Source organism: Bacteroidales bacterium (genome assembly GCA_031275285.1).
Lineage (GTDB): Bacteria > Bacteroidota > Bacteroidia > Bacteroidales > UBA4181 > JAIRLS01.
Window position 1 is genome coordinate 22,161 of the sequence record JAISOY010000191.1, and the last position, 14,107, is coordinate 36,267.

The 14,107-nt window shown below is 43.5% G+C and carries 7 protein-coding genes; 4 read left to right on the forward strand and 3 right to left on the reverse strand.

Annotated features, from left to right (window positions below; translation table 11 throughout):
• The first annotated feature begins 15 nt into the window (after positions 1–15).
• The 4 genes from LBQ60_18945 (at position 16) to LBQ60_18960 (ending at position 9,699) form a co-directional block, all read left to right on the forward strand.
• Complete coding sequence (locus tag LBQ60_18945) at positions 16–2,007, forward strand: RagB/SusD family nutrient uptake outer membrane protein (protein ID MDR2040005.1); 1,992 nt, start codon at positions 16–18, stop codon at positions 2,005–2,007.
• A 129-nt stretch (positions 2,008–2,136) separates the two neighbouring features.
• Positions 2,137–3,447: a DUF4959 domain-containing protein gene (locus LBQ60_18950; protein MDR2040006.1), complete on the forward strand. Its 1,311-nt coding sequence runs from the start codon at positions 2,137–2,139 to the stop codon at positions 3,445–3,447.
• A 28-nt stretch (positions 3,448–3,475) separates the two neighbouring features.
• Positions 3,476–5,263: a DUF4998 domain-containing protein gene (locus LBQ60_18955; protein MDR2040007.1), complete on the forward strand. Its 1,788-nt coding sequence runs from the start codon at positions 3,476–3,478 to the stop codon at positions 5,261–5,263.
• A 317-nt stretch (positions 5,264–5,580) separates the two neighbouring features.
• Entirely contained in the window at positions 5,581–9,699 is a 4,119-nt protein-coding gene (locus LBQ60_18960) for a carboxypeptidase-like regulatory domain-containing protein (GenBank protein ID MDR2040008.1), read from the forward strand.
• Between the two features lie 83 nt (positions 9,700–9,782).
• Here LBQ60_18960 and dacB read toward each other — a convergent pair whose 3' ends face one another.
• From dacB to LBQ60_18975, 3 genes are all read right to left on the reverse strand, one after another.
• Positions 9,783–11,216, reverse strand: coding sequence for a D-alanyl-D-alanine carboxypeptidase/D-alanyl-D-alanine-endopeptidase (gene dacB / locus LBQ60_18965; GenBank protein MDR2040009.1), 1,434 nt, complete (start codon positions 11,214–11,216; stop codon positions 9,783–9,785).
• An 11-nt stretch (positions 11,217–11,227) separates the two neighbouring features.
• Positions 11,228–12,007, reverse strand: coding sequence for a DUF5040 domain-containing protein (locus LBQ60_18970; GenBank protein MDR2040010.1), 780 nt, complete (start codon positions 12,005–12,007; stop codon positions 11,228–11,230).
• 120 nt (positions 12,008–12,127) lie between these two features.
• On the reverse strand, positions 12,128–14,107 hold a 1,980-nt coding region (locus tag LBQ60_18975; GenBank protein ID MDR2040011.1), incomplete at its 5' end, for a PEP/pyruvate-binding domain-containing protein.

The following is a 14,107-nucleotide window of genomic DNA, read 5'->3' on the forward strand; positions in this document are numbered from 1 at the left end:
AAATTAACGAAAAGTATGAAGAAAATAAATATAATAATCGGGTTGGTAGCGGTAATGATCATTACCTCCTGTAGCGAATATCTGGATGTAGTTCCGGATAATACGTTGAAACTGGAAAATATTTTTGCCACTAAAGAAGATGCATGGGATGGCCTGGCCAAATGCTATACATATCTTCCTAATGATAATGCGGCGCATGAGTCACTGCTTTTATTAGGTGATGAGACAATAGGCAGGATCGGTGTTTCTTTCCAGAGGAGTACCACCGATCAACGGGCCGAAAGGATCATGCGCGGATTACAGTCCACCAGTGATCCCGTGCTTGGAACATGGTCGGGTACCAATGGCGGGAAAAATTATTTCCAGGCTATTCGTAGCTGTAATGTTTTCCTGCAATACGTAGATGGTATCCGTAATCTTTCCGATAGCGAACGGGCGGATTGGCGTGCGCAGGTGACTTTCCTGAAAGCTTATTATCACTTTCTGTTACTGCGGCAATATGGGCCGGTTATTATTTCGGATAATCTGATTGCACCCGATGCATTATCGGAGGATTTATACCAGAAAAGAAGTAAAGTAGAAGACGTTTTCGACTATATCCTCGGTTTACTGGATACATCCATTTCTTCTTTGCCTGAAACCCGTCCTACTTCCGACCTTGGGATGATCGACCGGGTAGGCGCATTGGCTATCAAAGCGCGGATACTGTTGTACCGTGCCAGTCCATTTTTCAGCGGGAACAGGGAATTTTTCGACGATTTCCTGGATCCGTCCGATGGGGAAAGGTTTTTCGCAACGACTGATACCGAAGAACAAACCAAAGAAAAATGGGCAAATGCTATCACTGCCATCAATGCAGCGATAACTTTGGCTGAGGCCCAGGGGAAAAAGTTGAGCACTTCCGAGACCACCAAGCCGACGCCATATTTGCCGGATAGCGCCTTTTTCCGCTTGAATCCCGATAAGATGAAGAAATTGTATGACTTGCGTTTTGTAGTGGTTGCTCCATGGAATGAAGAATTGATATGGGGTAATTCTAATGTAAGTGTATATAGTGACAATGAAATAGCTGATATGATGAATATTCGCCTGCCTCAGGAACAGGCCGAAGGGATCAAAGAAGATAACGGTTATTCACAACAATGGCTGGCAGCAAGCTACCAGATGGCCGAAAGGTATTATACGGCAAACGGATTGCCGATTGATGAGGACCTGACATTCAATTATAATACACGGTTGGACCTCTATACCACTCCTGGTGCCACTGATCCGGATTATCCGGCTATTGCAGGCCTCCTGCAACCTAATACGCCTACTGTTAACTTGTATATGAACCGGGAAATGCGTTTCTATGCCAACCTGGATATCACAGGAGGATATGTGCGCACTCACTATCAGACCATACCGGTATATATGATGGCAACTACGCCCGGCGGATTAAAAGAAACGATCAGTCAGGATAATTTTCTGGCTACCGGTATCGGCGTCCAGAAAATGACCCATCCTGAATCCATGTCAGGGGCCTGGCAACGGGTACAACGTTATCCTATGCCTATTATCCGCCTTGCCGACCTGTACCTGATGAAAGCTGAAGCATTGAATGAATATAAGGCCGCTCCGGACCAGGAGGTCTGGGATGCCATTAACCTGGTTCGCAGACGTGCCGGTATACCCGACGTGGAAGACGTATGGTCCGATCCTTCATTGGCACGTACATTGAATAAGCACACTACCCAATCGGGAATGAGGGATATTATCCTGACGGAAAGGTCTATCGAACTTGCGTTTGAAGGTAGCCGTTTCTGGGATATGTGGCGGCACAAAAGGGCACACAAGGAATTTAACGCTTCCATACAGGGTTGGAACTATAAAGGTACTTCAGCCAGTACATTCTTTGTGTTGGGTGTATTACAGCCCAGGCGTTTTATCATCAGGGATTATTTGTGGCCTATCGATCTGAATGAATTAAATACCAATGCCAATATCTCGCAAAATCCGGGATGGTAGTTTAAGTAATTGATAATTGACAATTGATTATTGATAATTAGGTAGCAGCAGGATATACGATAAAAATAAAGAAAAGATGCTTCTTACATGATCAATCATCAATGATACTTATAAAATAAATCGAATTATATGAAAATAAAATCTTACATATATCTGATGTCGCTGGCCATTATAGGTATCAGCGCCTGCAAGGAAGGATCCAGGTTCGAATCCTCTTCGGATGATAAAACTCCTCCTGGATCTCCGACCATCCTTTCATGGAAACCGCTCAACGGAGGAGCCCGCTTCTTTTTTGCCATTCCTGATGACGAGGATTTACTCAGTATCGATGCGGAATATACCAATCCGAAAGGAAAAACGTTTCGTTTTACTTCTTCTTTTTATATTGACTCTATTGATGTCATAGGTATGGGTAGTACCGATCCCCAGACTGTACGGCTTTTTGGTGTAGACCGGGCCGGAAACCGTTCGGTAGCAGTGGAAGAGGAGGTGATCCCGTTGGAGCCTGCCGTTACACGTGTTGCAGAAAGCCTGGTCTTGAAACCGGGGTTCAGTTCGTTTTTTGTTGACTGGATCAATGAACTGAAACAGGTAATCAATGTATATGTGCATTTCAAATATACCGATCAAAGTGCTCCTCGTGATATTATCAGTGTCTTTTCATCCAACGTGGAAACAGACAGAAAGTTCATTAATAATCTGAATCTCACGTCGGATGTGCCCATCGAGGTATGGCTACGCGTGGAAGACCGCTACGAAAATACCACGGAAGAAATATCCTTCGGGACGATTTATCTGCAGGAAGATTTCAAGCTGGATAAATCGAGTTGGGTGATTCCAGATGCCGGCGATTCCACTGTTATACTTCGCAATGGGACTAAGTTTAATACTGGTATACCGGCCATGTTCGGCGATGCTAAGGAAGGACGTATGTCAAAACTGATCGACGATATGATTGACCGTGGTGATAACCTGAACTTCTTTCATACGGATAACCGTGGGCGTAACGGTTCCTCTTCAATAGCCAATAAAAACGACTGGAATATAATTCTTGATTTGGGAGACTATTACCAGTTAAGTCGTATTCTTACCCATCAGCGCCATTCAGGTGGATTGGACAATATCAGCCAGGGGCAATATTATAAAAATGAGAATTGTGGAGAATTCAGGCTGTACGTGTTCAATGAAGATCTCATGCGATGGGATACCATTTCCCATCAGAAGACCCCTATACCGACAGGTATTTCTGAGCTGGAAATCGTCACATTGGGCGAAGCAGGTGATATGGCCTATTTTTATCCTGACGAACCTCAATATACCATTCCTACCCGCTGGTTCAGGTATGAAATGGTGAACGGGTTTGCCGATAATTATTCTACAGACCATGCCAATGTCAACTGTATGTCGGAACTTACCCTTTACGGGAGAAAGGCGGAATAAATTTGATCATCTTTAAATTTAAAAAATCATGAAACGTTTGATTTATTTATTAGTAGCGCTCTTGTCGTTTTGTTATGATTCCTGTTCCGATCAATATGAAAATGTGGATAAATATGCCGGCGAAGTGGTCTATCCGGCAGGTTTCGATACTATCTTTGCCCGGATTGGTTACGAAAGGGTAGAACTGGATCTGATGAAGATAGGTCGTATTCCATCAAGTCAGTTGAAACTGGGTAAAGCTTCCAAAACGATTGTGGAGTATGATGGTGTAAAGCAACTTGAAATAGATTCGGTTTGTTCATGGGTGAATATAACCAACCTTACCGAATCTAAATTATATCGCTTTAAGGTATATACCGAAGATGAGTATGGAAATCCTTCCGTACCCCAGGAAATTGCCTTGATCCCTTTTACCGAATTAGACAGGGATTTACTGGGTATTGCATCTCCTAAGCTCACTGTCTCACCTACCGCACTAGTGGCCGAATGGCCAAATGGGCTGAACTCTGTGGCAATGGAATATTATGGCCTTTCATATTCTTATACAGATAAAGACGGTGATCCGAAAAGCAGCACTACCACCGGGACACGGTTCTATTGCGGTAATCTTGAGGCCGGACAAAAAGTCACGATCGATATAGGGTATAAAGTACTTCCTATTGTTGATGAAGTGAAGATACTGGATACGATCATTGTTCCGAAGGCTATGGAAATAGAGATGCCTACCGCAAGTACTCCTTTCTCCCCAACCGAACTAGTCGCATTGAGGGCAAACGGAATTACCACTTTTACTTCGGAAGCAGTAGCATCGGTAACCAAACTTACCTTGCCTTTACATATTGGTACACTGGCCGATCTGTTCTATTTTTCTAATCTGGAGGAATTAGACCTGACAGGGAAAGACCTTCCGAATGTATTACCGGAATTGACCCTTAGCGGGAGCGGTTATACCTACGTAATAGGAGGTGGTAGCTGGCAACCTTATATGAGGAGAATAGAATATACTGAAATTTTCCAGATTAATCCTGCTATTGCAGCACAGCAAACATTACTGGACCTGCTGGAATCCGGAATGCTGAAAAAGGTAACGTATATTAAAAAATCAATGAGCCTGGATGATCTTCTGGAACCTTATATTGCAAGTGGCGTGGTCGAACTGGTAGACGAAAGCTGGTATCCGGCAGAAGCGCCTATTGATATCCAACTCTTGCATCCGGGTAATGTTCAGACCTCCAGTTTCAACGTTTCTGTTGATTACCCTGCTGCAACCGGTGAGGTTCCCAATCCCGGAGATATAACCAATCCGGATAAGGTATACAAGGTGGCACCTATTAACCGGAATGCTACGTTTTCTTTCACCCTTCCCAAAGAATATATGTATGACTTTGAAAGATACAGATATATGAAGTTCAAAGTATATATATCGGGTGGGGACGAGGTAAAAAACGGCACTTATAGCGCATACCGGAAGATATGGCCCAGGATCAGGTACAGTTTCTGGGGGGTCGACCAGGGAAATAATCCTTATGGCAGCGGTGATAATTGGGAATGGAAACCCGGTGGTGACAGAGACCAGTATCAAGTTCCGATAACAAATGTTAGTTCTGCCTGGACAGAAATAACCATAGACATGAAACAGGTGACGGATAAGATTAAAGCACAGGATCATTCCGAATCCTATAATCCCCGTAGTGGACATTATCATTCGCGGAATATCTGTATCAATTTAGGTGCTGAACAGGGGCCGGACCCTTATAATCCAGATAGTCCTATCACATATTATTTTGCTGATATACGGCTGACCAAAGCGCCATAAACAATATGGATTAATCAATGAGACGTTCCAGTTTTTGTTTTTAAGACAGCGCTTCCGGATTTAAGCCGGAGGCGCTGTCTATTTTTATTGAAGTATGTATTTCCTGTTTATTTTGGTGGAAATTTGTCCGTAATATGAGAATAAATTTTAAATGTAGATGTCGTTATTTCACCAGGGCTTCACAAAGTTTATCCATATAATGGACGGAAACATAAGATGTCTTTTTGTAAAATTCTGTATCATAATAGAAAAGACTAAAAGATGTTCATTATTAGCAATGAAGCCGATAATTCAACAATTACTAATGATAGAGTAATATGAAAATATTAATCATTTTTTTCCTTCTTCTGTTCCCGGGCGGCATTTTTGCCCGGCGTACACTGGAAGCCACGGTATCAGACGGTATGACCGGCAAGCCCGTCGGTAATGCTCATGTATACCTGGACGGGACAACCATCGGAACAACTACGGATTCACTGGGCCGGTTCAGGCTTACGGTCAGGAACGCTATAAACACCACTCTGGTGATTAGCCACCTGATGTATGAGAAAATGATTGTTCCCGAACCTTTTCTTAAATTGCCCAAAGTGATCTATCTGGAAGAAAATGTCAATGTTTTCGATGATGTAGTGATAACGGCAAAAGATATCAGCAAACGGAAACGTCGGGAGATGCTGGCCGTTTTCCGTGAGCAACTGCTGGGATACGAGCAGGGAGCAAAATCGAGCAGGATACTGAACGAAGACGATGTGGTACTGGTGCATGACAAGGAAAAGAAAGAACTAAGGGCTTATGCGCAGAAACCCATTGAGGTTGTTAACCATTATCTGAAGTACCGTATCTTATGGGAACTGATAGAATTCAAAATCGAATACTCGGACAAATCACTTTCCGACAAGGCAATACAACATATTTCGGCCATTGGTACCGTATCTTTCACGGATATAGGAACCAGAACGGAAGCCCTGCGCATCCGTAGGAGGGATGTTTTACGGGCATCTACGCGACATTTCTTTGATCTGCTCGCTAAAGAAAAAATGAAAGTTGATGTATTCAAGCAGTTACCTTTAGATCTGGCCTCGTTTCGTTTATTTGAAATTTCCGGTGATATCATCACATTACACGATCCGGAAAAATATTTTATCATATCCGAAATACCCGATGATCCGTCTATGAAACGTGCTGTGATCAATTCCGAAATAAAAGACAGTATACTGGGGCATTTTACTGCTAATATACTGGATTCGGAAACGATGAAAAAACTGGAGATGGTATCGGGAACTCCACATGTATCTTCGGATTACCAGGAAAAAATCCGAAAAGCTCAACAGATCGGTTATAGACCATCAAGTCTGTCGAAATACAGGCAATTAATAAATTATATGGAAGAGAAGTATCAAATAGCTTCTTTTCCCGAAAAAAACTATTCCCGGATTACTTTTTATGCCGACACCTTTACTATCGATGCATACGGCAACACCGACCTATACAAGAATTTTCTGATTGAAAATAGACTGGCGCGTCAACGGTTGGGTGACCTTTTGCCACTGGACTATGAAGATTTGCCGCTAGGTATGGCGGTCACAAATGAATTTCAGGCAGAGGAACCGGACTCATTACTAACGGCAGAAGACAGGATACGGTTGAACTTCCTGAAGCAGTTGCAGGATTTTCCGCAGGAAAAGATTTATGTGCATACGGACAAGTCTTATTACCTGTCCGGGGAAACCGTTTGGTTCCGTGTACATCTTGCAGACTATGTCACGCATGATTCTGCGGGGACAGGGAGCCGCTATGTGTATGGCGAACTTTTTAATCCTGTGGATTCGCTTATTCAGCGGATTAAAATTCGACGGGATAGTTCCGATATTTTCAGGGGCTATTTTGAGCTGCCTCCCGACCTCGCCGGAGGAGATTACCGGCTTTGTTTCTATACCCGATACATGGAGCAGAGCGGGGAAGAATACTTTTTCAACCGTACCATTTCCGTCGGACACACCCTTTCGGCTTTATACCATACAGAGGCTGCATTCAGCTATATGGAAGACAGTGATAAGCTCCGTGCCGTATTAAAGTTTATCCGGATAAAAGACAACAACCCGTTTGTGCCGCAATTGCTTCGACTGGTAAATGCTTCCGGCAAGGAAGCGATTGTGCCGGTGAGTATGCTTGGCGTGGCTGAATTTGACATCCTGCCGGAACAGGACCTTGTTAAAAACCGGTTATACATCGAATATGAATACAATAACATGAGGCATAAGCAATATCTGGCTGTTCCCCCTTCACGTAACGAATATGATGTGTCGTTCTTTCCGGAAGGCGGCGCGTTTCCGGCGAATGCCCGGGTACGGATTGCTTTCAAAGCGCTTCAATTAAACGGAATGGGGGAACAAGTAACGGGTAAGGTGTATGATGCTAACGGTGATACAGTAGCAGTGTTTACATCCAATCCGTTAGGTATGGGATCGTTCAGTCTCCTGCCAAAAGAAGAGGGGAAATATACGGCGCTGTGCCGCAACAGTTTTGGAATGGAAAAGCGGTTCGATCTACCCGGGGTAAATGAAAATGCTGTTAATCTGAAAGCCATCTGGGAAAGCGACCGGTTGGTCGTGAAAACTGTCCATTCTTCCGGATATATATTGCCTGATTCTTTGCGGCTACTTATCCATTGCCGTGGGATATTATTTTACAATGAATTATGGGATATAGGAAAAGGGCTGTCAATCCGTAAGGAACTATTCCCTTCCGGCGTCCTACAACTGCTTCTGGTGGATAGCAGGCTTAATCCTGTCAGTGAAAGATTGGTATTTAATATGAATGAACAGGATATCGCCGAAGTGGCTATTTCCACAGAGAAGGAAAATTACGGAAAACGGGAACAGGTCCGTACAGGCATTAGTGTGGTAAGTCATGACAGTATACCTCTGCAAGGGAGTTTTTCGGTATCTGTAACTGCCGACAGGAACGTGTTACCTGATACGACGGTGAGTATCCTGGGTGAATTGCTACTCGCTTCCGAACTGAAAGGTTATATAGAGTCGCCGGCATGGTATTTCACCGGTGGACGTATTGGTGAAATCGACCACCTGATGCTCACACAGGGATGGAGCCGGTATGATATCAATGCCGTATTGGAAGGCAATATCCAGACTCCGGAAATTTTACCGGAAGCGGTATCCGGAATATCGGGACGGGTCACTTCGGGACTTTTCCTGCAAAATAGCGGGAAAGATTATTATGTTGTCATGAATGTGGCTGGTAACCGGGGGAACCAGTATGCAACCATTGCGAAAGTAGAAGACGGACGCTTTAACATGATTTATGACGAACAACCCAATGGTGTTTCCTATATGCTTCAATTGGTATTTCCCCCTAATTCCATACGCGCGAAAATGTGGCTGGATAGCATAATCTATCCGCCCGTTCGCATTCACCTACCTTACCGGTTTGATACCGAAAGGAGCGGGTTCTACACTTATTTGAGGAATGCAGGACAACAATATGTGTCGGACGACGGAGAACTGGTAAAGTATATTGATGAGGTAGTGATCACGGCCAAACGGCTCAGGGGTATTTCGCCCCTTTCTCCGGGCCGTTTGCAGGACCGGATTATTTCTCTGGAAGAGTTGTCAAAAAAGAAGACAAGTGCGCCGACCCTGATGCAATACCTGATGTCGGTACCCGAAGTGAGTATCAGACGCGATTCCGACGGTACCATGCGTGTACGGTACAAGAATGGGTTATATTATTATGATTATGTTTTTGTGGTAGACGGAAGGTGGTGGCCCATGTATGCAACGGATGAAGTTATTACACAAGGGGAGGCAGCTTCAATGATGGGGTATGTAGCAGATGTTGTGACAGAGAGATCCGCAAAAATAGGACAGCCAAGGAAAACAGTGGTATCAAACAGTCTGGACAGGATACTGTCCATTCCGATAAATAGGGTGGAAGAAATAGAGATAGTTAGGGCTCCGGCCCCACCAATCCGTCTGAAAGATTTTGGGAATATGGTGATAAATGATCCCCTTTTGTATGGTATAAGGGAAAAAACAAAGAATACGTTTGAATATACTTCCACAACAATAGATGATTACCAAGGATATCTGGGTACCATCCTTATTACTACCAAAGCGCGTGATGGTGGTGGTAAAGATGAAGGAAGCGGCCGATCTGTAAAAATTACCCCATTGGGTTATCAGGCCAGCAGGACCTTTTATTCTCCGGTATATGAGACAAAGGAACAACAGGATCAGGTTGCGTCCGATCTTCGCAGTACCATATACTGGAATCCCGACGTGTGCACCAACAAAGACGGAGAATCCGAAATCAGTTTTTACGCCGCTGATGCGGAAAGCACTTATACCGTAACTATTGAAGGAATTACCAGCGAGGGTGTGTTGATCAGAAAAACGGAAAAAATCAATCGCAAGTAATTTCTATGGATAATTCCGGAAATAATACCGGATACTTATTATGCTATCTGATCTTCCATCAAAAAAGAAGTAAGGTGATGTTGTTATTTCACCAGTGCTTCACAAAGCTTATCCACATAATGAACGGAAACATAGGATGTCTTTTCTGTAAAATTCTGTATCATAATGGAAAAAGCCAGTATATGCCCATTATTGGCATGGACATATCCTGAAATGGTGTTTACTCCGGTTAGTGAACCTGTTTTGGCAAATACTTTTCGGTATGCAGCTGTTGCTTTCATCCGGTGTGCCAGCGTACCATCTATGCCTGCTTCAGGTAAAGATGATTTGAATACAGGATAATTTTCGGAAGCATATATGTATTTCAGGATAGCCACCATCAGTTCGGGAGTCAGGTAATTCTGGTTGGATAAGCCGGACCCGTCGACAATACTGTATTTTTTAGGGTCGAAACCCAATGATGTGATCATCTGTTGCATCATTTCAATCCCTTTTTCAGTTGATGACGGGGCATTGCAACACTGCAATCCCAGTGCGTACAATAACATTTCCGCATTTAAATTATCACTTTCCTTGTTCAACTGCCTGATAACTTCAGAGATGGAATGGCGTGTATATCCCAGTGTTTTCGCTTGTAGCGGAGTCTTGGATAGTCCTCCGTACAATAGATCACTACCCGGAAGCTGTTCTGCTATTTTCTCGGAAAAAAGGGTCAGCACATAATTGTTGGGATTTTTAAGGCTGATCATGGTTTCATAAAAAGGTACCGATGCAGGTATATTACCTGAGATCACGATCCGGTTGGTAAATCCGTCACAGGTACGGTGGAAATTAAGGGTCTTTTTGACCGGTTCACTACTCTTCCATGCCGTTACAGCATTATTTTCAATAGAGATGAATGCACTTGCCGGCTCTGTCCTGATGACCGGTGCCCGGGAAGGAGTTGCAGGTATGATCCGTACTTTTACCACATTTTTATTGACGGGAAGTGGGGACAGGTATGGCTGAAAGGCTTCCATATCATCGTCCCATGACCATGCTTTTCCCCAGTAAACGGAATCAGCCATGGACACATCGGCGAAAATCCTTCCTTCAAATCTTTGGATGCCCGATTTTTTCATCAGGTATACCATGGTATCAAGGTCGGAAGACCTGAATTCCGGATCGAATCCGCCGGCTAAGTATAGATCCCCGTAAAGGCAGCCAGTGCTGTCAATGGAGCCAGTGTAAAACAACCGGGTGCGGAATTCATAGGAAGATGTCAGGTATTGCAATGCTGTGGCTGTGGTCAGTAGTTTCATATTGGAGGCGGGCCGGCATAATTTCCTTTCATTGAATTGATATAGTGGCTTGTTATCTGTCAGATCATATACGGAAATCCCGATAGAAGCTGTTTGGTAGAATTCATTCCCGAGTAATCGGTCTATCCTGTTTTGCAGTGATGTTTGTGCTATAACAGCTGAAAAATACGGCAATACCAGTAAGCCGATGAGTATTTGTTTTTTTAGTCGTTGCATCAATATTTTGCCTAATTTTTTACAGGTAATATCCGTTTCATGACATCGGCAAATATAGCCGCCATTTTCTGTTGGATGTATGAATTCTCTCCCCGGGTAGGATGCCAGCCATATTTGATACCGTCTACGGTTTGCGTATCAGCTGAATACAACAGGCTATACGCTTGCCCGGTGACCGGATGTTTCTGGTTTTTGGAAAATCCGATATTACGGTCAAATTCTACCAATGGGAGTCCCCACTTTTCCGCAAGTTTACGGATGGATGTATTATAGCTTTCACGGATATCCTGCCAATCGGTACATAATACGATAATGGCCGGTTTCCCGGATCTTGAACCGAAATAAACGGAATTCGAATCGTTTTTCAGCTCGTAGCATTCGGAAATATATCTTTTGATTACATAATCAAATGCCGCGGCATAATTACTCCGGTCAAAGGGTAGGGGATAATCCGTATATTTTTCAAGAAGTTTGGAGTCTTCAAATACATCTTTGTTGTGTACCTGCATGATCACCAGTGCATCTGTTGTTTCCAGTTCTTGCCGGGAATAAAGGGTTCCTTCCGCCATTCTGTTGGCAGTATTGGCAATGGCCTCTCCTCCGATTGCCCGGTTAATTGCCATTGCTCCAATTTCTTTACATCCCATTTCAAACCATTTGTTTTCTTTGGAGGCAAAAGAAGCTCCGGTCAATAGTATCCGGTATTTTTGATCATTGTTTGCAGATTGTGCAAAAGTACCCGACAAGAGAATGGTAAAAAGAAGGAGAAGGACGATACCTGTTTTTTTCATTGAATAATTTTTTGGATCACATACAATGTCCATTTTAATGGATTCCGCTTAATTTGTATGTCTGGTTTATTACAACATTGGACGAACGATAATGTTCGTGGATATTTTATTATTGTATATTTAATGATTCATATTTATTGCTGCTTGCCGGTTTTTTCCATCCATCTGGATGTTTAACGGATGCGGAAAGCGAACATGCCGCAGATATTTGGTCTTGTGTATTGGTGGCAATTCATTCAGCATCTCCCAACGGATAAAATCAGTGGAAGAATGGGCCGGGATAGAGAAATAGCCTACATGCATAGATATCACATTATGGAAAAAGTGAGAGCCCAGGGAAGGGTCTAACGGGAGATCGGGTAATCCTACCTCTACGATTACTTTGGCGGATGAAATCTGAGGCCAGGTGACCGGTATCCCTATGAAACGGTCACGGGACCCCCATCTTCCCGGTCCGATCAGGATGTATTCCCGATTTTCCGAGATCATTTTTTCGTTGATCAGTCCGATCTCTTCAGCCATGGATACCGTATCGGTCTTATCAAAAAGATCGATATCCACATATACCACATCTTCAATATGACTGATCTGTCCGTTTCCCATGGTTTTTGATGAAAACAGCAAGGCTTTCGACAGATCAATACTTTCGGGATTCAGTTCGAAATCGGTTTGTATCTCTGTAATTGGCTTTACCTGCAAAAGATAGAAACTGGACGGCTTTCCCGGATCTTTATTGATTTCAATGGCGTATTCGATTTCCACAGGCATTCCCATGGCTTCTTTGACGATATCGAGTATCATTTCTATCATTTTTGCCAGGGGAATGTACTCAAAACGGAGAATATCCGCAAAATTAATTACCCGCGGTCCGCGATGGTCCAATCCCGGTTCGAGACGATCGTCTGACGTATATACGGAAGCCATGTGCCTGATCGTACCATGTTTTTCTGCTACGGAAATATCCAGTTCGGCGATGGCTGCCATTTCTCCTCCTTTCAACAGGTCCGGATAATTGTCACTCAGGTCTAAAGCCAGGAATTTGGTTTGGGAGTTTTTATATTGTTCTTGTGGTGACAGTGTCTCCAATGCCGGATATTTAGGAGAAAAACGGAATGTTTTTCCGCCATCCACCACATATTTCCCCAATCCGACAGCACAGGCGGCAAACCCGTCTTCCGGCTCCATATAAGCCACCGGATAATAGTTATAGGATTGAGCAGTACCGCTGATGTCGGGATAATAATACTGGTCATGTTGCTTGCCGACTACCTCCTGCAATACGACAGCCATTTTTTCGTGGTTTACCCCATATTGTACAGCCCTGAAATATTCGCGGGCTTCAGGAGCATATAAAGAGGCGTATATTAGCCTGATGGCATCAAGCATTTGTTGTAGGCGCAGGTTCGGATCCGTCGAATTATTGGGAATCAGGTATGTCTCAAAAACACCTGAAAATGGCTGGGCAGAACTATCCTCAAATAAACTCGAAGAACGTATGGCAAGTGGTTTTTCAATATATTTCAGGTACATTTTCAGCCTTCGGATCAGTTGGTGCGACAGATCGCCTTGCAGGAACTTTTGCTTGATTAACTGGTAATCGGTTTCTTCCTGAAGAAAGCTATACAAATCGTTTCGTTCTAAAAATGTATCAAATTCATCAGTTCCTATTACTGCTGTACGGGGAGTACATATTTCCAGGTTGATATCTGCAATAATATCTGCAAAATGCAGATTGTAGATCAAAGTGTTGGCAAAGATAAGACCCCGCCCTTTTCCACCAAGATTTCCCCCGGCCAGACTGATGATGTATTTTTCTTCCTTGATCGCTTGTTCATCGAAATCAATTACTTTTCCAGCATTGGCTTCATTACGATAGCGATTCAGGACGAATTTCATGTATTTTCTGTAATCGTTCAGGTCATCGAAGTCCGTTACTTTGATGAGATAAATCATTTTGGCTATTTTTATCTCACCACGCGCCATTAGCCATAAGGAAAAATGATGGTGTTTGGCATGGTATACGAGACTGTCGTCCGGCATGATATCGATCTGTTTTTCGAAATCCTGTATGGACCGGATAGAGATGATCTTTTTCCCGGT

What these genes read in the sequence shown, in the direction of transcription:
- LBQ60_18945 (MDR2040005.1), top strand. Translation starts at nt 16, where the DNA reads ATGAAGAAAATAAATATAATAATCGGGTTGGTAGCGGTAATGATCATT.
- LBQ60_18950 (MDR2040006.1), top strand. Translation starts at nt 2,137, where the DNA reads ATGAAAATAAAATCTTACATATATCTGATGTCGCTGGCCATTATAGGT.
- LBQ60_18955 (MDR2040007.1), top strand. Translation starts at nt 3,476, where the DNA reads ATGAAACGTTTGATTTATTTATTAGTAGCGCTCTTGTCGTTTTGTTAT.
- LBQ60_18960 (MDR2040008.1), top strand. Translation starts at nt 5,581, where the DNA reads ATGAAAATATTAATCATTTTTTTCCTTCTTCTGTTCCCGGGCGGCATT.
- dacB (MDR2040009.1), bottom strand. Translation starts at nt 11,216, where the DNA reads ATGCAACGACTAAAAAAACAAATACTCATCGGCTTACTGGTATTGCCG.
- LBQ60_18970 (MDR2040010.1), bottom strand. Translation starts at nt 12,007, where the DNA reads ATGAAAAAAACAGGTATCGTCCTTCTCCTTCTTTTTACCATTCTCTTG.